At 50.4% G+C, this 21,884-nt stretch carries 20 protein-coding genes; 4 read left to right on the top strand and 16 right to left on the bottom strand.

What is annotated here, in order from left to right:
* Nucleotides 1-7: 7 nt before the first annotated feature.
* The 9 genes from ACLTD4_RS21035 to ACLTD4_RS20995 all read right to left on the bottom strand — a co-directional run bounded on the left by ACLTD4_RS21035 (nucleotide 8) and on the right by ACLTD4_RS20995 (nucleotide 10,703).
* Complete coding sequence (locus ACLTD4_RS21035; protein ID WP_117621791.1) at nucleotides 8-1,828, bottom strand: sensor histidine kinase; 1,821 nt, start codon at nucleotides 1,826-1,828, stop codon at nucleotides 8-10.
* The gene (locus ACLTD4_RS21030; protein WP_055655647.1) at nucleotides 1,821-3,410 is read right to left on the bottom strand and encodes a response regulator; all 1,590 of its coding nucleotides are present in this window, start codon (nucleotides 3,408-3,410) and stop codon (nucleotides 1,821-1,823) included. Before ACLTD4_RS21030 ends, ACLTD4_RS21035 begins: the two co-directional genes overlap by 8 nt.
* A gap of 194 nt (nucleotides 3,411-3,604) precedes the next feature.
* Nucleotides 3,605-5,017: an oxaloacetate decarboxylase subunit alpha gene (locus ACLTD4_RS21025; protein WP_055655649.1), complete on the bottom strand. Its 1,413-nt coding sequence runs from the start codon at nucleotides 5,015-5,017 to the stop codon at nucleotides 3,605-3,607.
* A gap of 24 nt (nucleotides 5,018-5,041) precedes the next feature.
* Nucleotides 5,042-6,187, bottom strand: a complete 1,146-nt coding sequence (locus tag ACLTD4_RS21020; protein WP_412331539.1) for a sodium ion-translocating decarboxylase subunit beta — start codon at nucleotides 6,185-6,187, stop codon at nucleotides 5,042-5,044.
* Nucleotides 6,188-6,235: 48 nt separating this feature from the next.
* Nucleotides 6,236-6,610 (bottom strand): biotin/lipoyl-containing protein, encoded by a 375-nt coding sequence (locus ACLTD4_RS21015; protein ID WP_055655652.1) that lies wholly within the window; start codon nucleotides 6,608-6,610, stop codon nucleotides 6,236-6,238.
* A 20-nt stretch (nucleotides 6,611-6,630) separates the two neighbouring features.
* On the bottom strand, nucleotides 6,631-7,404 hold the full coding sequence (locus ACLTD4_RS21010; protein WP_055655654.1) for an OadG family protein: 774 nt from the start codon (nucleotides 7,402-7,404) through the stop codon (nucleotides 6,631-6,633).
* A gap of 17 nt (nucleotides 7,405-7,421) precedes the next feature.
* Nucleotides 7,422-8,876 carry an acyl-CoA carboxylase subunit beta gene (locus ACLTD4_RS21005; RefSeq protein WP_002600477.1) on the bottom strand — a complete coding sequence of 485 codons (1,455 nt, stop codon included), beginning with the start codon at nucleotides 8,874-8,876 and terminating at the stop codon, nucleotides 7,422-7,424.
* Between the two features lie 272 nt (nucleotides 8,877-9,148).
* Entirely contained in the window at nucleotides 9,149-9,745 is a 597-nt protein-coding gene (locus ACLTD4_RS21000; RefSeq protein WP_117621790.1) for a hypothetical protein, read from the bottom strand.
* Between the two features lie 112 nt (nucleotides 9,746-9,857).
* Nucleotides 9,858-10,703: a YitT family protein gene (locus tag ACLTD4_RS20995; protein WP_086022243.1), complete on the bottom strand. Its 846-nt coding sequence runs from the start codon at nucleotides 10,701-10,703 to the stop codon at nucleotides 9,858-9,860.
* A gap of 176 nt (nucleotides 10,704-10,879) precedes the next feature.
* Here ACLTD4_RS20995 and ACLTD4_RS20990 point away from each other — a divergent pair, with 176 nt between their 5' ends.
* Nucleotides 10,880-12,511 (top strand): potassium/proton antiporter, encoded by a 1,632-nt coding sequence (locus ACLTD4_RS20990; RefSeq protein WP_412331538.1) that lies wholly within the window; start codon nucleotides 10,880-10,882, stop codon nucleotides 12,509-12,511.
* A gap of 17 nt (nucleotides 12,512-12,528) precedes the next feature.
* Here the strand turns inward: ACLTD4_RS20990 and ACLTD4_RS20985 are convergent, their stop codons facing one another.
* Together ACLTD4_RS20985 and ACLTD4_RS20980 are read right to left on the bottom strand one after the other, a co-directional pair.
* Complete coding sequence (locus tag ACLTD4_RS20985) at nucleotides 12,529-13,380, bottom strand: tyrosine-protein phosphatase (RefSeq protein ID WP_025531868.1); 852 nt, start codon at nucleotides 13,378-13,380, stop codon at nucleotides 12,529-12,531.
* 89 nt (nucleotides 13,381-13,469) lie between these two features.
* Nucleotides 13,470-14,744, bottom strand: a complete 1,275-nt coding sequence (locus ACLTD4_RS20980; RefSeq protein ID WP_117621788.1) for a D-alanyl-D-alanine carboxypeptidase family protein — start codon at nucleotides 14,742-14,744, stop codon at nucleotides 13,470-13,472.
* A gap of 159 nt (nucleotides 14,745-14,903) precedes the next feature.
* Between ACLTD4_RS20980 and ACLTD4_RS20975 the strand changes: the two genes are divergently transcribed.
* Nucleotides 14,904-16,235 carry a DNA polymerase thumb domain-containing protein gene (locus ACLTD4_RS20975; RefSeq protein WP_412331537.1) on the top strand — a complete coding sequence of 444 codons (1,332 nt, stop codon included), beginning with the start codon at nucleotides 14,904-14,906 and terminating at the stop codon, nucleotides 16,233-16,235.
* A gap of 58 nt (nucleotides 16,236-16,293) precedes the next feature.
* Here the strand turns inward: ACLTD4_RS20975 and ACLTD4_RS20970 are convergent, their stop codons facing one another.
* Together ACLTD4_RS20970 and ACLTD4_RS20965 are read right to left on the bottom strand one after the other, a co-directional pair.
* Complete coding sequence (locus ACLTD4_RS20970) at nucleotides 16,294-17,169, bottom strand: YitT family protein (protein WP_002600484.1); 876 nt, start codon at nucleotides 17,167-17,169, stop codon at nucleotides 16,294-16,296.
* Between the two features lie 48 nt (nucleotides 17,170-17,217).
* Nucleotides 17,218-17,487 carry a hypothetical protein gene (locus ACLTD4_RS20965; RefSeq protein WP_055660989.1) on the bottom strand — a complete coding sequence of 90 codons (270 nt, stop codon included), beginning with the start codon at nucleotides 17,485-17,487 and terminating at the stop codon, nucleotides 17,218-17,220.
* Between the two features lie 90 nt (nucleotides 17,488-17,577).
* Between ACLTD4_RS20965 and ACLTD4_RS20960 the strand changes: the two genes are divergently transcribed.
* Complete coding sequence (locus ACLTD4_RS20960) at nucleotides 17,578-18,513, top strand: RluA family pseudouridine synthase (protein ID WP_412331536.1); 936 nt, start codon at nucleotides 17,578-17,580, stop codon at nucleotides 18,511-18,513.
* Here ACLTD4_RS20960 and ACLTD4_RS20955 read toward each other — a convergent pair.
* Complete coding sequence (locus ACLTD4_RS20955) at nucleotides 18,465-19,892, bottom strand: RsmF rRNA methyltransferase first C-terminal domain-containing protein (protein WP_181988723.1); 1,428 nt, start codon at nucleotides 19,890-19,892, stop codon at nucleotides 18,465-18,467. The genes ACLTD4_RS20960 and ACLTD4_RS20955 overlap by 49 nt on opposite strands.
* A gap of 207 nt (nucleotides 19,893-20,099) precedes the next feature.
* On the opposite strand from ACLTD4_RS20955, the gene ACLTD4_RS20950 reads away from it, so the two are divergent.
* Complete coding sequence (locus tag ACLTD4_RS20950) at nucleotides 20,100-20,678, top strand: hypothetical protein (RefSeq protein ID WP_055660977.1); 579 nt, start codon at nucleotides 20,100-20,102, stop codon at nucleotides 20,676-20,678.
* Between the two features lie 134 nt (nucleotides 20,679-20,812).
* On the opposite strand, the gene ACLTD4_RS20945 is transcribed toward ACLTD4_RS20950, so the two are convergent.
* Together ACLTD4_RS20945 and ACLTD4_RS20940 are read right to left on the bottom strand one after the other, a co-directional pair.
* Nucleotides 20,813-21,295 (bottom strand): DUF6465 family protein, encoded by a 483-nt coding sequence (locus tag ACLTD4_RS20945; RefSeq protein WP_117621785.1) that lies wholly within the window; start codon nucleotides 21,293-21,295, stop codon nucleotides 20,813-20,815.
* 196 nt (nucleotides 21,296-21,491) lie between these two features.
* Nucleotides 21,492-21,884: DNA-deoxyinosine glycosylase (locus ACLTD4_RS20940; RefSeq protein ID WP_412331535.1), on the bottom strand; the 393-nt coding region annotated here is incomplete at its 5' end.

Below are 21,884 nucleotides of genomic sequence, written 5' to 3'. Positions count from 1 at the left end.
TACATTTTTACGATTCGTCTGTCGGTATCCGGATAATCACTTCCGTCCCTTCACCTTCCTCGCTGTATATCTCCAGGCCATACTGATTTCCATAATAGAGGCCAATTCTCTGATGGACGTTTTGCAGACCGATTCCCCTTCCGCTGTTCCTTCTGAGTTTTGCATTCTGTTCATCATATTCCATCACATTCTGTTCCTTCAATCCCGCCCTGATGCTTTCCAGTTCAGCCTTTGGAATACCGATTCCATTGTCCTCCACATCGTAGACCAGCATACCGCGGTTTAAATAGACTCCGATATGAATCGTACAGTCCTCCTGCTCTTTTGTAAAACCATGGAGGATAATATTCTCAACGATCGGCTGAAGAATCAGCTTCAAGGTACGATACTGTAACAGTTCCTCATCATCTAAGTCAATCCTTAGATCAAACCTGTCATTGTAACGGTTATTCTGCAGGTGCACATAGAGCTTTACATGCTCCAGCTCCTTTTCCACAGTCAGCATACTATGTCCCTTATTTACCATAATATTAAACATTTTTCCCAGAGAATAAGCCATGTCGCTGATCTTATATGCGCCAGCCGCTCTTGCCTGCCACACAATGGATTCCAGTGTATTATAGAGAAAATGCGGATTAATCTGCGCCACAAGGGCATCCAGTTCAGCTGCTTTTTTCATCCGTTTTATCTGATACTCTTCCCTGATATAACGTTCCGTATTTTCCAGCATATTATTGTAATGATGAATTAACCGTGCGATATCAGAAGGCCCCTTTTCATCCACCCGAACAGAAAAGTCGCCGTTTTCCACTCTTTCCATAGAGGCAATCATGGTTTCCAAAGGCTTTATGGCCTCTCTTGACAGCAGGACAGATACGGATACAGATATAATCAGAATCACTGCAATTACGAAGATAAACCGTTTATAGATTCCCACAACCTCACCAATCATATTGTCCAAAGGAATTACTGCCACTGCGATCCAATTACCATCATTAAGACGCTGTGACATCACGACTTCCCGGTTTTCAATAAAATAGTTTCCGGTCCCTTCCATCACCCGCCGCGTATATATCTGGTTCTCCACTCCCTCTGGACAAAGAAGCATTGCCTCATTACTGTGAGAAATTAATTTGCCATTCCCATTGATAATATACAGATAACCTTCTTCCAAAAGCTTTGACTTCTTGTATTGTTCATATATCTGTTCCTCGCTTAGGCTGTAAATCAGTGTTCCCTGATAACCGCCGCCATCCAGCAAAAGATTCTTAAACACAGGAATCATTCTGTCATAACGGATATTTCCTGTTTCAGGCGCGAAGCAGTTTATCTGAAGCGGATACCAGTCATAACCGTATTCCAGGCGCTTTTTTTTATTCATCAGCGTCTCTGCAAATGCTTCTGCCTCATCCCCCATATCCATAGGATACTGGAGATTATAAACAACTCCATTCTTATTGATAATTCCCGCCAGAGCCCCACTCACTCTGGAATACGAATTTCTGCGGGTCAGATAGCGGTTCATGAGATAAATATCAACCAGTTTATCATGCGGGTTCTCATAATCCTCTGGTCTTCGTTCCAGGTGCTCTTTTAGATCCGAATCACTCTGCATGACCTCCGTGCTGATCTTTACCTCAGTCGTGATAAAATCGTCCACACTTCTGCATACATAGGTCAGCATATCATAGGAACTGTTAATCAGATTCTTCAAGGATACCTCTCCGCTGTAACGAATCAGCATGATCGAACTGTACAGCAGAGCGGCAGTCAGCAGAATAACATTCACCACTACAAGATTGCGCTTCAGGGTCCATTTCCTAATCATAGAGTTTCTCCTCTTTCTGCCTGGCAACGGTCTCCCGATAGCTTGCCGGACTGAGTCCTGTATAGCGTTTAAATAGCTTTGCAAAATAGGAACTATCCGTATAGCCTATGGATTCTGCGATCCGGTACATTTTCATCTGTCCATCTCCCACCAGGCGTTTTGCCTTTTCCATACGGCACCGCACAATCTCATCATTAATGTTTTTACCGGTTTCATTTTTATAAACAGCAGAAAGATAATTCACCGTCCGCCCAGTCTTATCTGCAATATAGTTTAAAGACATATTGGCACTGGAATAATCCTCTTTGATAATATGTTCAATATCCCGTACCAGCCTTGATTTCACCTCAGTTCCCATAGCAGAATGGGCCATCTGACTTATTTTTGCAGTCAAGAACGCCTGTTTCCCGCTCAGAGAATAAATGTTTGCCAGTTCTTCTGCGAATTCTGCTCTGGAACACGTCTCCAATACAACAATTTCCCGCTTATCTGCATAACGGAGAAGTTCCAGATACATCTGTATACACAAGAAATCCAAATGGTTGTAGTCGTAGATGTATTTCCCTTTAAAATGGCTGAAAAAGCGTTCCAGCTCCCGCTCCCAGTCGGCTTCACCATTTAAAAAAACACCGTTAATAACCGGCTCCACCGGTAACTGAACCACTACACAGTCTTCGTCGAAAATCAGATCCTGATAGCTGAATATCTGTTCCGTTTCCATAAATATCATCTGATGGAGTGCAATATCCGCCTCTTTCAGTCCTTCCGCCATCTCTTTCATACCAACTAAGGAACTGATTCCAAAACAGAGCTCGATTCCCCATTCAGCCCACGCTTCTCTCAGCATTTCCCGAATCTTTCTCTCCAGCTGTGCCTCGCCCACAACCTCCGGAGAAATCACTGTCACCAACTGTTCTTTATTCACAAATACAAAGCCGTCATTTCCCCGGAAATACTTCTGCGCACATCTTCTTATCTCTGTTCTGCCCGCATCCTCCTCTTCTCCGTCTTCTACGCGCCAGCCAATTTCCACCACATAACCTTTGAGCGGCAGTAAGATACCGAATTCCGACGCCTTCTCGCTAATTTCTCCGATCTCCCGGTAAATGCCCTCTGACAGATCACAGAAAAAACTTTCCAACAGGGCCTCCCTGCTTTTGTTCCAATGTTCCTTAAAATAATGGTATCGCTCTTCCTTGCTCCGTTCCTGATCCAGAATCGTCCGAAGATTACCAAAAATCTTCGAAAAGTCTTCCTCTCGTGACGGTTTCAATATGTAATCAAAGACTTTGTACTCCAATGCCTTTCGGTAATATTCAATATCGCTGTATCCACTTATAATCACGGACCGTATCTCCGGATATTTCTGATGAACTCGATCAATCAGCTGAATCCCACTCATCTCGTCCATCCGAATATCCGTCAGCAGCACATCCGGAGTGATTGTTTCAATGAGTAACCAGGCCTCTTCTCCACTGGATGCCGCACCTGCCACTTCAAATCCCCATTGTTCCCATGGAAGAGTATCCCTCATCCCCTTAAGGGCCTCCCATTCATCGTCTACAATAATCAGTCTGTACATGTTTCATTCCTTCTCCATATTATAGAAAAGGCGGGTCTACGCGCCCGCCTTCTGATTGTTACGGTAACTCGTACACAAAGCATACGGTGATCGTTTCCTGTCAGTTGTTCTGTCCGGTTTTTGAACCGGGAATGTTTAAAAGGATTGTGTTCTTAATCAGAACGATTAAAAACACAATCCTTTTCTATTTTACTTTATACCGGATAAGCCTTGCTCCCCTTATCCGCCACAGCAGAATCCACACCGGTCTGCTGAGCCGCTCTGTACTCGAAGAATTCCTTCGCTACAGCCGGGAACAGCGCATAGGACAGTACATCCTCATCCTGCTGCTTCCACTGCGCACACTCTTTCTCGAACTGAGGAAGCTGCGGAGCAATCAAGTCTGCCGGACGGCAGGTGATCGGTGTCTCGTCTCCGATGATCTTCTTCTGAACTTCCGCATTGAACGGTTTTACCGTCTGGCCGAACTCGCCCATAAGGATCTTCTTGGACTCTTTTGTTACCATCTTGTAACGCTCGCCGCTGATCACGTTTAATACGGCCTGCGTACCCACGATCTGAGAAGACGGGGTAACTAACGGCGGCTCGCCAAAGTCTTTTCTTACTCTCGGAACTTCTTCCAGAACCTGTCTGTACTTGTCTTCCTGGCCTGCTTCCTTTAGCTGGCTTACCAGGTTGGAAAGCATACCGCCAGGTACCTGGTACTGTAAGGTCTTGATATTGACACCAAGAACCTTCGGATTTAAGCGGCCGCTCTTAAGAGCCTCCTCACGGATCGGCTGGAAGTGGTCAGCGATCTCAGCCAGCAGGTTCTGATCAAAGCCTGTGTCATACGGTGTTCCGCGGAAGGTCTCAACCATAACCTCGGTAGCCGGCTGGCTGGTTCCCAGTGCCAGAGGTGACATTGCGGTATCGATGATATCGCAGCCTGCTTCTACTGCCTTTAAGTAGGTCATGGAAGCAACACCTGAGGTGTAGTGGGTATGAAGATCGATCGGAAGCGCGGTGGATTCCTTTAACGCGCGTACCAGCTCGTCTGCCTTATAAGGTGTCAGAAGGCCTGCCATGTCCTTGATACAGATGGAATCGGCGCCCATGTCCTCGATTCTCTTGGCAATATCTTTCCAGTAATCCAGTGTATAAGCATCGCCCAGAGTGTAGCAAAGTGCAACCTGTGCGTGGCCCTTTTCTTTGTTGCAGGCTTTTACAGCTGTCTGTAAGTTACGGATATCATTCAGACAGTCGAAAATACGGATAATATCAATACCGTTTGATAAAGACTTCTGAACGAAGTACTCTACCACGTCGTCAGCGTAATGATTGTAGCCTAAAATGTTCTGTCCACGGAACAGCATCTGCAGCTTTGTGTTCTTAAAGCCGTCTCTCAGCTTGCGAAGTCTGATCCACGGATCTTCCTTTAAGAAACGAAGGCATGAATCAAATGTGGCGCCGCCCCAGCACTCCACAGCGTAATAGCCGACCTTGTCCATCTTATCGACAATCGGAAGCATCTGCTCGGTTGTCATTCTCGTAGCAAGCAAAGACTGGTGAGCGTCACGAAGGACAGTCTCTACAATCTTAACCGGCTTTTTCTCTATTTCTGCCATTATTTTACCTCCTAATAATCTTTATTATTTCACTCCGAAGATAGCCATGAAGGTACCGGCCGCAACTGCTGTACCGATAACGCCTGCCACGTTCGGGCCCATCGCATGCATCAGCAGGAAGTTGGTAGGATCTGCCTCAGCACCGACCTTCTGGGATACACGTGCCGCCATTGGAACTGCGGATACACCGGCAGAACCGATCAGCGGATTTACTTTTCCGTGAGTCAGCGCGCACATCAGCTTTCCGAACAGCACTCCGGCTGCCGTACCAACGATAAATGCTACCAGACCAAGGAATACGATCTTTAATGTGTTCCAGTTCAAGAATGCTTCTGCACTCGTGGTTGCGCCTACGGAAGTTCCCAGCAGGATAACTACGATGTACATCAACGCGTTGCTCGCTGTCTCTGCCAGCTGCTTCACAACGCCGCTCTCTCTGAATAAGTTACCTAACATCAGCATACCAACGAGTGGCGCTGTGGTCGGGAGGATCATACAAACAACAACCGTTACAATGATCAGGAATAAGATTCTCTCAAGCTTGGATACAGGACGTAACTGCTCCATCTTGATCTTTCGTTCCTTCTCGGTAGTAAGCAGTTTCATAACCGGTGGCTGGATGATCGGAACGAGGGCCATGTAGGAATAAGCCGCCACAGCGATCGGTCCCATTAAAGCCGTCTGTCCCAGCTTGCTCGCAAGGAAGATGGAAGTAGGGCCGTCAGCACCACCGATAATGGAGATAGCAGCTGCCGCTTTTCCGTTGAATCCTAAGAGGATCGCCAGGAAATAGGCGCTGTAGATACCAAACTGTGCAGCCGCACCGAGTAAGAAGCTCTTCGGATTGGCAATTAACGGAGCGAAATCCGTCATCGCGCCGACGCCCATGAAGATAAGCGGAGGCAGGATGCTCCATTCGTCCAGTTTAAAGAAGTACTGCAGAAGTCCGCCGCCGGAACCATCTGCACCAATTTCCTTCATAATATCCGGATAGATATTAACAAGCAGCATACCGAATGAAATAGGAATCAGCAGTAACGGTTCAAATCCATGTCTGATCGCAAGATATAAGAATACGAACGCGACCAGAATCATGAGCAGATTGCCGCCTGTCAGATTAAAGAATGCTGTTTGATGAAGAAGATTGTTCAATGTGCTAAATATATCCATGTTAATCCCTCCATATGGAATCCGCCTCTATCTGGCGGAAGCTCTGCCTTAGTTTAATGTAGCCAGTGTTGCGCCTGCTTCTACGGAATCGCCGGTTGCTACATTAATGCTTGCAATTGTTCCATCCTGAGGAGCTACGATTTCATTTTCCATCTTCATGGCTTCAAGAATAACGATTACGTCGCCCTTCTTCACTGCCTGTCCAGGATTTGCCTTCACGCCTAAAATCTTGCCTGGCATTGGAGCCGCTACCGTTACGGAGCCTGCTGCTCCGGCCGGTGCTGCTGCCTTCGGTGCTGCAGGAGCTGCCTTCGGTGCCGCCGGCGCTACCTTTGGTGCCGCTGCTGGTGCTGCGCTTCCGGTTCCTTCTTCTACGGTTACGTCATAAACATTACCATTAACTGTAATTGTATAATTCTTCATGATGATAATCCTCCTGATTATTATGCTTTTTTCCATTTCCCTGCCGGTGCACGTCTGATGGAGCGTACGACAAGACCGCTTGGGCTCGTTCCTGTAGATGCTGCAATCGCAGCTGTAATGACTGCTACCAGTTCCAGATCATCGGCCAGGTTCTCTTCTGCTGCCTGGACAACTGCTGCCGGTGCCGGTTCTGCTGCCGCTAATGGTTCCGGATCTTCTTTCTTTCCCTTGTTCTTCATCTTCTCTTCAAAACGGTTAATATATTTGAAGCAGCTGATGAGGAAGCTGATGAAGATCAGGACAATAAATACGGTTCCCATACCCATGACCATATTCATGGCGGCCTGTTCCATGTTCTCGCCTAACGTGTACTCCGGGACAAAGGAAACGCTGGTAATCGCACCTTCCCTGTCGGTCGTGATACCGAAGTCCATCTCTCTCTTCTCAAAAACCGCATGGACCGTTGCGCTGTAGCCGCTGTCAATCTCTTCTACCTCAGCCGTGTCCTCTACGGAAATCATGGCGCCAAGGTCATGCTTGACGTTCTTCCAGGAGTCCACACCCTCGGCAAGAGCTTCGCTCTGTTTTGCAGTCTGGTTTCTCACCTCGTCCAGCTGATCATCCGGAATGTTCACGTAAGAGCTTAAATATCCGGAAGCCATCTGGCTTAACTGAGCCTGAATGTTGACATCGATCTCTGAGGAAGCGGTGTCAGCCTTACTGCAAGCAGATAATGAAAAGAGACAGGCTGCCATGCAAAGTCCTAATGCTACTCGTTTCATATTCAGTTTCATATACCTGTCACCTCATTCTAGACCGTGCCATGTTTTTTATCCGGACGATCCTCTCTCTTCGTGAATAACATCTCAAATGCAGCAATCACGCGGGCTCTTGTCTCGCTTGCATCGATGATATCATCAACATAGCCTCTCTTTGCAGCGGCCAGTGCGCTGGACTGTAAAGTCTGATAGCCTTCCGCCTTTTCATTAATTAAGGAAACGCTGTCGTCCGCCTTGCCGATCTCATCCGCATACATGATCTTCGCTGCTTCCTTCGCATCCATCATGCCGATGGAAGCATCCGGCCATGCGTAAACCATATCGGCGCCGATTGACTTGCTGTTCATCGTCAAATAAGCGGTTCCGAACGCCTGTCCGATGACAACCGTTACCTTCGGAACTGTCGCATTGGCAAATGCATACGTAAGCTTAGCCGCCGCTTTGGCGATCTTTCTCTCGGTACATTTGCTGGCTTTATAGCCCTTTACATTGACAAGAGTAAGCACCGGGATATTAAATGCATCGCAGAACTCTACGAATTCCGCAGCCTTGGTGCAGCCCTGAGAGGTTAAAACCGCATCGTACTCAGCAGTCTTTAAGCCGCTCTCATCATAGGATTCTGTGCGGTTGGCAACAGCGCCCACCGTCGTTCCGTTCATACGGATGAATCCGGTTACCATGGAAGGAGCGTAATCCTTCTTCACTTCCATGAAGAAATTATCATCAGAAATCTGTGTCAGCGCGATGGCCGTGTCTCCCACATAGTTTGCGAGATCGGAGCACACACGGTTTAAATCGTCGTTACACTCGTCATAGGACATGTCATCTTCGTTATTGGCCGGGAGGATGGTAACCAGGGTTCTGATACCGCTTAAAATTTCCGCCTCATCGCCTGTAAAATCTGCCAGTCCGGTTTCCTTACTCTGGAAATCAGCGGATGCCGTGTCGCATTTGCCGGTATAGTTGCCAGCCAGTGCGTTCGGGGAATTCACAAATAATTTACCGTTCTTGCTCTCCACAAATGTGAAATCAGCCATAGCTGTGGAAACCGCCATACCGCCGCCGCAGGTTCCAAACACTGCACTGATCTGCGGAATCACACCGGAAGCCATGGTCTGGCTTAAATAAAGCTGGCCAAATCCGTCCAGGGCGTCGGTAGCTTCCTGAAGTCTTAAGCCTGCGCAGTCGATCAGGCCAATGACCGGAGCGCCCGTCTTCATGGCCGCCGCATAAAGATTAACGATTTTTTTTGCATGCATTTCGCCGATGGAACCACCCAGTACGGATGCGTCCTGGCTGTACACATACACAAGGCATCCTTCGATGGTACCGTAACCGGTAACAACACCGTCAGCAGGGGTTTCCCTTGATGTCATGTTGAAGTCTGTATTTCTGGCCGTGATATAGGCGCCGACTTCAACAAAACTGTTCTCATCAAGCAAAGCATTGATTCTGTTGCTTGCTGATGTCTGTGCTGAATTACTCATTTTGCAATCCTCCATTTTGTAATATTTGTACGGGCTCTGTTAAGTAATTAACAAAGATCCGTAGAATAACACCAATTTCTGCCGATTATAATTGTATAATTAATTATGACAAATTTCAAGGTTTTTTTGGAAAAAAAAGAACTGCATTCTATGGATTTTTCATAATCCACATCATGCAGTCCTAAGAACTTGTCAGCATTATTTCACAATCTTTCTTAACTTCCAGCGAAATACACAAGTTTTCGTTGTCTAATTTGTAACTATTGCACACGTCATTCCCGGATGTCCATTATGCGAAATGTACCATCCTCTGTCTTTTTATAGCGGATATGGGGATTTTCCTCTCCCATGGTCACGCCATCCGCGTTCGCTTCCAGTGTCGCCGTGTCAACTCCTGCGATCGCCACCATCAAATCGTCCCCGAAGATCAGATCCGGATTCTGTTTTAAGAACTCGTTTCTGTCTGCAAAAGTCATCTTCTCTCCATCAGCAGTCTCCAGATTTAAGGGGAATGCGGCCAGATCCGCCAGAGCCTCCATGTCCCTGTCCGCTACCGCTTCCTGGACCAGCTCCGCAAATGCCTCGATATCCTTATCTCCTGCCTCCGATTCTGCCGCGCCGCCGTCCTCTGCTCCCGGACCAGCTGCCGCCCGGGCCTCTTTCTCCATACCTTCCGGAGTCGTCTCTTCCTCTTTTTCTATCTCTGCGCGAAACGGCGCAGCCTCATCCTTCGCGGCCTCTGTGGCTGTCGCCGCTGTCGTCTCTGCGGCTCCCGCTGCCTGAGACGCACTTTTCCCTGAACAGCCACCAGCCGCCAGCACTGTGATGACAGCCAGCAGAACAGCCAGAAGCTTTCCTCTTCTCACCATAAGTGCACACTTCCTTTCTGCGCTTCGGGCAAAGTATATACCACACAGAAGCGGAAGTCAATAGAGTTTCCAAAACTGTAAATGTTAGTCAGTTTTCTGTAAGATTCTTCCCTTATTTATACTCCTTGTGAAGGGTAAATCCACGGCCGCGCACCTCGCTGACCTGGTTGATAATCATAAATGCATTGGAGTCCAGCCCCATGACGAGTTCGTTCAGCTTCGACAGCTCCCGGCCCGATACGACCGTGAGCACCGCATAGGATGCCTTTCTCAAATGGCCTCCCTCGATCAGGAGCAGCGTCGTCCCCCGGTCCATCCGGTTCTGGATCGCCTCGCTGATGATCTCACACTGCTCGCTGATGATTTTGACCTGCATCTGGTTCTGTCCGATCATCAGCACCTTATCCAGCACCATGGTGTAGAGAAGCACCAGCAGAATTCCGTACAGGATCTTCTCCTTGCCTGCAAACACCATCTGGGTCAGCAGGATCAGGCAGTCGAACACCGACATCGTCATGGAGACCGGAAGGCGGAACTTCTTATTGAGAATCAGCGGCGGTATATCCATACCTCCGGTCGATGCCCCCGCACGGATCACCATGCCGATTCCCGCGCCGATCAGGAGTCCGGCAAAAACGGTCGCCAGCATCGTATCCCCGGTGAGGGGAGAGGAACCGAACAGTCCTTCAAAGACGCCGAGTATAAACGGATAGTAAAAAGTACTGATAATTGTCGTAAATGCGAACGCTTTGCCGAGAACCGCCGCCCCCGCCACAAACATCACCACATTAAAAACGCCGACGAACGCCGCGATGGGAATCCCGAGCTTATACTGAGCCACCAATGCCAGTCCCGTCGTCCCGCCGGTGATGAGGCCGTTTGGAAGGATAAAGAGGGACACGGCCAGGGCGTAAAGCGTATTTCCCGCCAGCACGGTTATTATTTTTTTCATATTCATACAGATCTGACTTCCTTTCATCGGTAAATAACACCGCCTCCCAGTATAGCATAATCCCCGGTTTCTTAAAACCCCCGCCGTTAAGATTTCGTTTCAATTCCTCTCCGTTTTACTTTTTCCGCCGTCCTCCTGTTATACTTTATGATGAAATTTTATACTCAAAAAGGAGTGAACACATGGAGTTATATTTAATTATGGCTGCATTTATCTGCATCCTGTGCATCTTTGCAGGGAGCCTGTCAACCCGCATCGGCGTCCCCTCCCTTCTCCTCTTTATCATTCTGGGCATGATGTTCGGGACAGACGGAATCTTCCGGATTCCCTTTTCCAACTATGGACTCGCGGAGAGCATCTGTTCCGTCGCCCTGATTTTCATCATGTTTTATGGAGGATTCTGTACCAACTGGGAGGCCGCCAGGCCTGTGGCAAAAAAGGCTGTGCTGCTTTCCAGCGCCGGTGTCATACTTACCGCACTCTTAACCGGCCTTTTCTGCCATTTTATTCTGAAGACTTCCCTGCTGGAAGGACTTTTAATCGGCTCCGTACTCGGATCCACGGATGCCGCCAGCGTATTTTCCATTCTCCGCATGAAAAAGCTTAACCTTGTAGACGGTATGGCGTCCATCCTCGAGGTGGAGAGCGGAAGCAACGATCCCGTCGCCTATATGCTGACTACAATCGTACTGGGCATGATGGCGGGCCACTCTTCCGCCGGCTCCGTCGCCCTCGTCTTCTCGGCGCAGGTGCTGTACGGTATCCTGTTCGGCGTGGCAGCCGGCCTGGCCGGATCGAAGCTTTTAAACTCTGAACAGTTTTTTTTCGGAGAAATGCTTCCGATTCTCACCATGGCCCTTGCAGTCTTAACCTACGGTCTCTCAGCCTCAGTCTCCGGCAATGGCTTCTTAAGCGTCTATATCGCTGGTATTATCCTGGGCAACAGCAAGATAAAAGGAAAAGTGGAACTCGTCCACTTTTTTGACGGCATCACCGGAATGATGCAGATTATTCTGTTTTTCCTGCTGGGGCTCCTGTGTTTTCCTTCCAGGATCATTCCCGTACTGGTCCCTTCCGTCTGCATTATGGCCTTCATGCTTCTGATCGCGCGGCCCGCGGCCATCTACATCATACTGCGGCCCTTTAAAGTACCCTTTCGCCAGCAGCTGCTGATCTCCTGGGCCGGCCTGCGGGGAGCCGCCTCCATCGTCTTTGCCATCACCACGGTCCTGAGTCCGGCCGCCATGGAATACGACATCTTTCATATCGTGTTCTGCGTCTGCCTCCTGTCGGTGGCCATTCAGGGCTCTCTGCTTCCATGGATGGCGAAGAAGCTGGAAGTAATCGGTTCCACCGACGATATCTTCAAGACCTTTAACGACTATCAGGAAGACCAGTCCATCCATCTGACCGAGGTCCGTCTCCCCGAGGGACATCCCTGGATCGGCCATACCTTCCAGGATATCTCCATCCCGGAGGATATGCTGGCCGTCATGGTTCTGCGGGATGGGAAGACGCTGATTCCCAACGGAAGCACGCTCATCACGGCGGATGACACCATCATCCTGAACAGTCCGGCCTATGCGGACAAAAGCGGCATGAAGCTCCGCGAAGTCCGGATCGGCCGGTACCATCCATGGGTGAACAAACCGCTGTCGGAGCTTACGCTTCCCGCAGACACCCTGATCTTTCTCATACGCAGGGCGGGCCGCTCCCTCGTTCCGACGGGCCAGACCCACGTCCGCGACGGAGATGTCCTGATTTTGAACGCGCAGCCGGTAACGCACACGGCGGCGGCTTCCGCTTTCTTATGAAAATAAAATCCGCTTTCTTATGAAATAAGAAATTTTCGTTTCAGTTCCGCCTGCTTCCGTTCATTTATGCCGATCCGTTCATTCAGATAGGCTTCCACGGAACCGCAGGCGGTCTCCATGGCGGAAAACGCATGGCGGATATAATCCTCCGATACCGTCAAAAGCACCTTCACGCACTCTGCAAGCCTCACGTCCTTCGTCTTTTCCCGCACCATGTCCGCAGTCTTCACCGCATTTTCCATCACGTAATCATTCGTCCGGACAAAATCCCGGATAATCGTATCCCTGTCTACGGAAAGGGCGGACAGCAGAAGGGCTGTTCCCACGCCCACCCGGTCCTTTCCAGCGGTACAGTGCCAGAGCACCGCACGGTCGTCTGCCTCCAGAAGGATATCGAAAAAGCGGCTGTAATACGCCGCCGCATGTTCATCCATGACGAGATTCTCATACAGCTTATCCACATAGAGCTCCGGATTCCCGCCCAGGGAAGAGGCGTGTTCCAGCATTCCGATTAAAGCATCCTGCTTCGGCTTTCCCTCCTCCTCGTCCTCAAAGGTGATCCCCACCGTCTCCTCGTTCAGAATCGGATTGAAAATGTTGATGACGCCGTCTATCTCAGGGTCCGGCTTCTGGCTTCTCTCCACGGAGGTTCTGAAATCCACCACCGTCCCCAGACGGCACTCCCCTGTCAGACGCGTTATGTCCGCCGGCGTAGCCTCATAGAGCGCTCCGCTCCGAATCAGCCGTGCCGGTACAATCTGCTTTCCATCCATGGTATGTATGCCGCCAAGATCTCTCGTATTGGGCAGCCCCTCCAGAGGGATTCTGCCTGTGTAATGTTTTGCCGTTCCGTTTAAATTCTCTTCCATTCTGTACGCCTCTTTCTTTCGTTCATTCTTTCTCAATGCTCCTAGTATATCACAAACGCCCCATTCCTAAAAGCCCCCAGCTTGAGCCATCAGGCCCCCAGCAGTTTATTTACAAATGAAAATGGTGACCGGAAGAGCTGGATCACACGGTCGATACACCACCGGAAGGTGATTTTCTCCACATCCTCGGTGAGATAGACAGGAAATGTCTTTACGGTCTCTCCCTGCAGGCGGTACGTCACTGTTCCCACGGTCTGCCCCTTCTTAAGCGGCGCCTTTAAACGGTCCGGAAGCTCCTCGGATACGGTCACTTCCTCGTCCTCAGCCATGAGAAGCTTTAAGCTCTTTTCCTCATCCTTCAGATTTAAATCGGCATGAACCACCACCGGATCGCCCAGGTTTCCGGAAAGGGGGACTCCGTTTTCCACCGGAATTTCGGGAAATGTCTTTTCCTGGTAGACCTCCCGGTACTGATAGTGTTCCTTTCCATACCCGAACAGCTTTCTGGCATCCGACCATTTATACGTCTTGTGAGGCGGCCATCCACAGCCCAGGAGCGCGATGGTAAACTCCCGCTCTCCGTCCTCTAACGCCCCTACATAGGAGTAACCCGCTCCCCCCGTAAATCCGGTCTTGCCGGAGAATACGCCGCTCATCATGGTCAGCAGCGCATTGTGGTTCTGGCAGCTGTAGGAGCGTTTCCCATCCTGATCCGTAAAATAATAGCTCTGTGTCCCCGTAATTTTCAGGAATTCATCCTTTTTCGGTGACGTGTCGATACAGTAATTCATGATGCGGGCCAAATCCGCAGCGGTCGTGGAGTGCTCCTTCATCTGGCCGTTCTCCTCCTTGCTGGCGTCCAGCCCGTTGGGTGTGATAAAATACGTGTCGCCGCACCCTAAATCCCTGGCCTTCTGATTCATCAGAGCCGCAAAGCCCTCCACACTTCCGCCCACATGCTCTGCGATCATCACGGCCGCGTCGTTGTGGGATTCCAGCATCAGGCTGTAGAGTAAATCCTCCAGCCGGAAGGTCTGCCCCTTATACACGCCCAAATGAACCTTCGGCTGGGCCGCTGCATTCTGGGACGCCGTCACAGTGTCGGAGAGATTTCCATACTCCAGGGCTATGATGCAGGTCATGATCTTCGTCGTACTCGCCATGGGACGGGCCACCCCCTCATTTTTCCCATACAGGATTCTGCCTGTTTTCGCATCCATCAGAACAGCCGACTGCGCATACAGCCCCAGTTCATCCTTCTGATTTTGTTGTTCCTGCCCGTCCGTCTCCGCCTGTGCCGTAACCCTCCCGCATATTCCCGTGCACAGCACAAGGCACAGAATAAATAGTATGACCTGCTTCATCCTCATACCACCCTGTATGATTTTATTTTATCCTATTCCTTCTATTTTTCATTTATTCCGGTTAAGAGGTCTGGCCTTTAAGTTTCCTCTTTACTTGCGAACATATATTCGATATAATAGAAGCAGATCATTTCTTCATTTACACAGGGAGGGAATCTTATGGCACAGAGTCCGCTTGTCTTTCATATTGATGTTAATTCCGCATTTTTAAGCTGGGAGTCTGTCTACCGTCTGACGGAGGATCCGGAGGCGCTGGATCTCCGCACGATTCCCTCCGCGGTAGGCGGGGACGCCGCTTCCCGTCACGGCATTGTGCTGGCCAAGTCCACACCGGCGAAAAAGTATGGCGTCACTACCGGGGAGCCGCTGGTTCAGGCTCTGCGAAAGTGCCCGGGACTGTGTGTCGTCCCCTCGCGGTTCGATGTCTATATTCATTACTCCACTCTCCTGATGAACCTCTTATCCGACTACACCCCTGATATTGAAAAATTCAGCATCGACGAAGCGTTTTTGGACATGAGCTCCACCATCCATCTCTTCGGGGATCCATGGACTACGGCCAATCAGATCCGTGAACGCATCTGCCGGGAGCTGGGTTTTACCGTGAATATCGGGATTGCCCCCAACAAGCTTCTGGCAATGATGGCCTCCGATTTCAGGAAGCCCGACATGTGCCACACCCTCTTTCTCGATGAGATCCCGGAGAAGATGTGGCCGCTTCCCATCCGGGAGCTGTTTTTCGTGGGCCGTTCCGCCCAGAATAAGCTGGAGGGAATCGGAATCCACACCATCGGCCAGCTGGCCGCCTGCAATGTGGAACTGTTAAAACCCATTCTGGGCGAAAAGTATGCCATACAGATTCACGACTATGCCTGCGGCATCGATCCTTCCCCCGTGGCGGAACGCGAGCCCATCAACAAGGGCTACGGCAACAGCACCACGCTGTCCCGCGATGTGGATGACCTCGATACGGCGTTCACCGTGCTCCTGTCCCTCTGTGAGACTGTAGGAGCGCGGCTCCGCGCAGATCACGTGATCTGTGACTGTGTCTGTGTGGAAATCAAGGACTGGGACTTTCACGTACAATCCCACCAGACGACGCTTAACAGCCCCACGGATTCCACCACGGTGCTTTACGAGAACGCCTGCCGTCTGCTGAAGGAGTTCTGGGACCGCACGCCGCTCCGCTTGATCGGAGTGCGCGCAACGAAGATATCTGACGATGAGTTCAGCCAGATCAGCCTGTTCGAATCGGAGCAGTCCAAGAAGATGAAGGAGATGGAAAAGGCGGTTGACCAGATCCGCAGCAAATTCGGCACCGACATCATCAAACGGGCCAGCTTCTTAAAGAAGGACTCCATCGTCGATCACGCCGCCAGCAAGCAAAAGCATCTATCCCATTCCGCCTTAAAGGAAGACGAAAAAGGTTCAGAGGGCGGCGGATCAGGCAAAGTACGGGATTATAAAAGAGGATGGAATGAAACGTATTGATAACAATGGTGATAAGATAGAATTTGAGCGGGAATACGATTGCTTCCCGCTCTTACTGTCATATGATCTCGATTGGCTTAAAGCCCTCTCCAAACACCTCATTCGAATCCGTGATAATGATAAACGCGCCCTTATCGATCTCATGGACCTCGCGTCTGATGGGGATTACCTGGCTGTTATTGCATGCACACATGACGACCTTCTTCTCGTCCAGGGAGTAGGAGCCCTGTCCTTCCAGAAACGTACAGCCCCGCCCTGTGGCCTCCTCGATGGCGGCTGCCACCGCAGCCTCGCACGACGTAACGATAAGCATCAGCTTTCCGGCGCCGAGACCATACATGATCTTGTCGATGACCATGGTGGTCACGATAGAGGAGATCATACCCAGGATCACCGCGTCCAGATTGCGGAACACGAAGCCGCCGGCCATGATGACTACGGCATCCACCACCAGAGAGATCTGGCCGATCGTCAGGTGGGGAAACAGCTTCCTGATAGCCATGACCAGGAAGTCCGTGCCGCCTGTGGAACCGCCCCGCAGGTAAACAATCGTAAGTCCCAGTCCCGAAAAGATACCGGTACAGATCGAAGCATAGAACGGGTTTCCATCATAGACAGGAATGATGGGCATCACATAGTCCAGCACAAACGCGAATATCACCATACTCTTCATGGAGCGGAGCAGGAACCGTCTTCCCAGCAGCTTATAGCTGACAAGCAGGATCGGTATGTTGAGCAGGATGCTCACGATACCCATGGGAAGTCCGAATAAATAGCGCAAAATAAGGGCGATACCGGAGACGCCAACAGGGGCGAACTCCGCATTCACCGCGAAATTATAGATCCCGATATTGAAAAGGAATGCGCCCGCGATATCGCAGAGCAGGTCGATTCCCAGGTCTTTTACTGTATACTGCTGTCTGATTCCAGTCATTTGATTCTTTCCTCCATTTCATCTCCGTGCAGCTGATACGGCCTGTCTCTAGAGGAAATAATCGTCGATCTCAAACTCCTTTTTCCCTACACGAATCCATTTGATCAGCACGCTGGTCTCTCCGTCTTCCTCCGCGCAGACTCCGCAGCCGTGAACCTCCGTCCTTCCATAGGATTGCTTAAAGATGACTTCTTTATCCATAATTCCGCGTTCTGCTATATTTTCCGCCAGATCGAGGAGCACATCCTCCACATCTTCCTCTACATGATTCTTCTCTAATTCCTGTTCCAGTTTCTCATAAAGCTCTTCGTTCATCATAATCGTATGTCCTTTCTTCTTTTCCATAAGACAATTATACATTTTTAAAATTTCTTGTCAATCTCACCCAGCCATGATAAAATTTATGCCATGAAAACGACTATGACATACCTCATTCAACAACAGGACATACAAAAGACCGTAGAACAGTTTCTGCTGTCAAACGGCTATTCCGCAGCTCTGATCCGCCGGCTGCGCCACACGGAGCAATCCATTTTAAAGAATGGAAGCCCTGTCTATACGACGTACAGGCTGGACGAGGGCGACTCCCTCGCCGTCACACTGCCCGAAGAACACGGTTCAGAGAATATTGTTCCCGTTCCCATGGACCTGGACATCCGGTACGAGGACCGTGACCTTCTCGTCGTCAATAAGGCCGCCGGCGTCCCCATCCATCCGTCCCAGGGAAATCACGATAATACACTGGCGAACGGAATCGCCTGGTATCTGGGGGAGAAGGGAGAGGCCGCTACCTACCGGGCCATTAACCGCCTGGACCGTGATACCACCGGCCTGCTGATACTGGCGCGACACGCACTCAGCGCCTGCATGCTGTCCGAGATGGTCCGTACCCATGCCATACGCAGATGTTATCTGGCTGCGGCCTCCGGTCTGGTTCCCCCGGAAGGCGTGATCGACGCCCCCATCGCCAGGACCTGCGATTCCACCATCGAGCTCTGTGTGGACTTTGAACGCGGGGATTCTGCCAGAACCCATTACCGCACGCTGTGTTACAATCGTGACACCGACTGTTCCTTGGTGGAGCTGCGCCTGGAGACGGGACGAACCCATCAGATCCGGGTTCACATGAAGCATATCGGCCACCCATTGCCCGGCGATTTTCTCTATAATCCCGACTACCGCCTGATTGGCAGGCAGGCCCTCCATTCCTGGCAGCTGGATTTTATTCATCCCATCAAAAAGGAGCCCCTTCATTTCGAGGCCCCTCTTCCAGAGGATATGCGCCGGCTCTTCGGTCAGGAGACGAATACCGTCCCTCCCATCCAGCGCAGTCCCTTCGGATAATGATTTTTTAAGATTCCACCGGCCAGTTTGGAAAATCCCAGGGACCAGCCGTCCACGGTCATCAGGACCCAGCCCTTCTGTCCGTTTAAATCACAGTTTTTTGCTTCCTCGATCCTCAGCGTTTCCCCCTTCAGATACCGGACAGTCTCCCTCCCATCCGCCTTCATGGAGAAACAGCGTACCGCCTCCTCTTCCTTCATGGAGAGCGCCAGGGCGTGGGATGGCTCAAAGCGGTTCTTCTTCATCGATCCCATATGAAGGCCGGGACGCACCACCTTCAGGCCGGCCAGATCGATCATCTGAGGCGGAAGCAGATACAGCTGGTCCCCGAACAGGATATACTCTTCCCTGTCCAGGTATCGCTCCGGTTCCGTAAACAGCTCCCTGCAGAAGCCTTCATACTCCTTCCACACGGCCTTGTCTTTTAGATACTTCGGAACCTTTCGTTTCCACGTCCCGTCATCCTTCCCCGTCTTGCGGAGCACGGCCAGATAGTGGCCTTCGCCCTCCGACAGATGGGGCCATATCCGGTAAGTTTTCCGGAGTGTTTCCATGGACAGGATTCCCCATTCCGGCCTCCCCGGCGAAAGGCCTTCCCGGGTTCCCATGTCCTCGATCTCAAATTCCGGATGATCCGAAAGAAACGTCTCGATGGTCTGCTCGTCCTCCTCCGGGGAAAAGGTGCAGGTGGAATAGACCATGCGACCTCCGGCCTTCAGCATCTGCGCCGCATGATCCAGAATCTGGCGCTGCCTCGCCGCGCACATGATCACGTGATCCGGGCTCCACTGGCTGCGGGCTTCCTCGTCCTTACGGAACATGCCTTCACCGGAGCATGGAGCGTCCACCACGATTTTATCGAAAAACTCCGGGAAGCGCTCTGCCAGCCGCTCCGGCGTCTCATTGGCCACCACCGCGTTCCGGATTCCCATGCGTTCCACGTTCTGCGAGAGTATCTTCGCCCTGGCCGGATGGATCTCATTGCTCAGCAAAAAGCCTTCTCCCAGCAGGTGTCCGGCGATCTGAGTCGTCTTGCCGCCCGGCGCCGCGCAGAGGTCCAGCACACAGTCTCCCGGCTTCGGCTCCAAAAGTTCCACCACTGCCATAGCGCTGGGCTCCTGAATGTAATACAGCCCCGCTTCATGGTACGGATGCTTTCCCGGCCGGTCCCCCGAATCGTAGTAATAGCCTTCCTTCGCCCACGGAATCTTCGTCAGGTGAAACGGGGCCTTCGCTAAAAACTCCTCCGCCTCCGCCTTTCCGGGATTCAGCCGCAGTCCCTGCACCCGCTCTTTTTCATAGCTTTCCAAAAACGCCTCATATTCCGTTTCAAGAAGGCCCTTCATCTTTTTTTTAAATGCCTCCGGCAGTTCTATCATCACAATTCCTCATTTTTCTCAAGAATTCTTTTCACCAGATTACCAGATTCGGCCTTTTCCGTCAATGTTCCGGAATAATTTTCCTTTATTTTTCCAATTTTTTCGACAAATTACACACTTTGTTTATAAATATTTTCGAACTATATGATAAAAATATATAGGAGACGTTAAAACGATTCTTCAACTAATGAACCTGCGAGGTACGACATGATATTAAACATCACCGCTTACTTTATTATTCCCGTTTACACGTTTCTTTTTGCCTGGGGAACCGATTTATTCAGGCTGAACTTCTCCGTACTGGGCAGTCTGGCCAACCGCAAGAATGCCTTTCTCCTATGGGGAATCATCGTGGGCATCTATTTTTACTATGTGCTGAGAAAGATTATCCATCACCTCCCACGCAACCGGAAGGAGACAGTTACAAGCGTCAGCGCGCTGATCCTGCTGGCCTTCGCGGTCACCACGCCCTATCTTCCCGAAAACAGGCCCTTTCGGGCATTTCTCCACGTGATCTTCGCCTTCAGCGCCTCCGTGCTGCTGCTGGCCTGTCTCTACCTGATCGTGTGGAAGCTCTACTGCATGAACCGGGAAGTATACCGTCCCTACTTCATCTGTCTGAACATCATCACTGTGCTGTCGGCCATGCTCTTGTGTCTGGCCGGAATCGTCAGCAGCGCGCTGGAAATATTCTTTACCGTATCCTGTACTCTGATGCTCATCAGACTGTACCGTCGTGTTTCATCGTCCAGGGACGGTTACTACAGTCTGAAGCACAAAGTCTAAAAACGCTGCAGGCCGCCTGCAGGTACGCCATCTGACTCGCTGCCGGCAGAAAAATAGTGCTGTAAAAAGAACTTCATCCGCAAAATAACGCGTCCATTCCTTTTACAGCACCGTATCGTATTCTATGTATTCAATTATAACATTACCTTATACTGGTCAGAACCTTCGCCGTTTACAACGTAGTAAGCAGTATGCTCTTCCGGTTTCACATAAATCTCGATTGTCTCGATGACAGCGCCCTTGTTCATGGACTCATAAGCCTTCTTTGCTGCTTCCAGAACATCTTTTGCAACGATCTGCTTTCCAGCAAACTCGATAACTACGGAAGACTTTACTTCCTTCCCGGCTGCAGGCTTCTTAGCAACAGCTTTCTTTGGCGCAGCTTCCTTTTTCTCAGGTGCAGCCTTCGGCGCAGCTTCCTTCTTAGCCGGAGCAGCCTTCTTTGGTGCAGCCGCTTTCTTCTCAGCCGCCGGTTTTGCTGCCGGTGCCTTCTTAGCCTCGGACGGAGTTGCTTTCGCCGGCTTCTTTTCTGCCGTCTTGACTTCTGCTGTTGTCTCTACAGCTTTCGTCTCTGCCGTCTTCGTTGCTGCCTTAGTTTCACTCTTAGTATTCATCATAATTCTCCTCCTCAAACAGATTCATCTGTTTCTACTGTTGACGTGTATAAGTTCAGCCTGCCTTCTGATGTTTATATTTTAGCTGAGTGAATTATAAAACGAAAATACCGTTTTGTCAACAAAATGACTCGCATTAACCCTGCTTTTTTACTTATTTATGCAGGATTTTAGAGGAAAATTACATAAATTTTGCATTTTACAGGTATTTTAAAATCTGTGAATAGGCTGCCCTCAGTTCTTCGTAACTGGTCCGGCAGTTGGCCGGGCTGGTCGACGGAAGCCGGATGGAGGCAATCTCCGTCTGGGAAAAGCAGTATCTTTCATACAATTCGTCCGCCTTTGTCCCTGTCGTAAACACGGCCCTTATGTCTGCCCGGGAAAGGATCACGTTCATGTCATTGGGCACCGGATTTTTAATGGAGCTGTCGTCCGCTCCGCAGATATCGCATCCTGCAAGGACGTCCCACACGGCGATCCGGCGGCGCAGCGCCAGGCTCTTCTTCTCCTCAATCGTCCCAGGCGCCGGCTCCCCTAAAATATCCGCCAGGACCGGCCAGAAGCGATTGCGCGGATGACCGTAGTAGAAGCC

This window comes from Hungatella sp. (genome assembly GCF_046966825.1).
The sequence above is the reverse complement of the archived record's forward strand: the minus strand, read 5'-3'. Positions and strand labels throughout refer to the sequence as shown.

Bases quoted from the DNA above. Each gene is read 5' to 3' on its own strand.
- ACLTD4_RS20980 (WP_117621788.1), bottom strand. From the start codon at position 14,744: ATGAAGCAGGTCATACTATTTATTCTGTGCCTTGTGCTGTGCACGGGA.
- ACLTD4_RS21025 (WP_055655649.1), bottom strand. From the start codon at position 5,017: ATGGCAGAAATAGAGAAAAAGCCGGTTAAGATTGTAGAGACTGTCCTT.
- ACLTD4_RS21010 (WP_055655654.1), bottom strand. From the start codon at position 7,404: ATGAAACTGAATATGAAACGAGTAGCATTAGGACTTTGCATGGCAGCC.
- ACLTD4_RS20950 (WP_055660977.1), top strand. From the start codon at position 20,100: ATGATATTAAACATCACCGCTTACTTTATTATTCCCGTTTACACGTTT.
- ACLTD4_RS20965 (WP_055660989.1), bottom strand. From the start codon at position 17,487: ATGATGAACGAAGAGCTTTATGAGAAACTGGAACAGGAATTAGAGAAG.
- ACLTD4_RS20960 (WP_412331536.1), top strand. From the start codon at position 17,578: ATGAAAACGACTATGACATACCTCATTCAACAACAGGACATACAAAAG.
- ACLTD4_RS20955 (WP_181988723.1), bottom strand. From the start codon at position 19,892: ATGATAGAACTGCCGGAGGCATTTAAAAAAAAGATGAAGGGCCTTCTT.
- ACLTD4_RS20970 (WP_002600484.1), bottom strand. From the start codon at position 17,169: ATGACTGGAATCAGACAGCAGTATACAGTAAAAGACCTGGGAATCGAC.
- ACLTD4_RS21020 (WP_412331539.1), bottom strand. From the start codon at position 6,187: ATGGATATATTTAGCACATTGAACAATCTTCTTCATCAAACAGCATTC.
- ACLTD4_RS21000 (WP_117621790.1), bottom strand. From the start codon at position 9,745: ATGGTGAGAAGAGGAAAGCTTCTGGCTGTTCTGCTGGCTGTCATCACA.
- ACLTD4_RS21015 (WP_055655652.1), bottom strand. From the start codon at position 6,610: ATGAAGAATTATACAATTACAGTTAATGGTAATGTTTATGACGTAACC.
- ACLTD4_RS20995 (WP_086022243.1), bottom strand. From the start codon at position 10,703: ATGAATATGAAAAAAATAATAACCGTGCTGGCGGGAAATACGCTTTAC.
- ACLTD4_RS21035 (WP_117621791.1), bottom strand. From the start codon at position 1,828: ATGATTAGGAAATGGACCCTGAAGCGCAATCTTGTAGTGGTGAATGTT.
- ACLTD4_RS20990 (WP_412331538.1), top strand. From the start codon at position 10,880: ATGGAGTTATATTTAATTATGGCTGCATTTATCTGCATCCTGTGCATC.
- ACLTD4_RS21030 (WP_055655647.1), bottom strand. From the start codon at position 3,410: ATGTACAGACTGATTATTGTAGACGATGAATGGGAGGCCCTTAAGGGG.
- ACLTD4_RS20975 (WP_412331537.1), top strand. From the start codon at position 14,904: ATGGCACAGAGTCCGCTTGTCTTTCATATTGATGTTAATTCCGCATTT.
- ACLTD4_RS21005 (WP_002600477.1), bottom strand. From the start codon at position 8,876: ATGAGTAATTCAGCACAGACATCAGCAAGCAACAGAATCAATGCTTTG.
- ACLTD4_RS20985 (WP_025531868.1), bottom strand. From the start codon at position 13,380: ATGGAAGAGAATTTAAACGGAACGGCAAAACATTACACAGGCAGAATC.
- ACLTD4_RS20945 (WP_117621785.1), bottom strand. From the start codon at position 21,295: ATGATGAATACTAAGAGTGAAACTAAGGCAGCAACGAAGACGGCAGAG.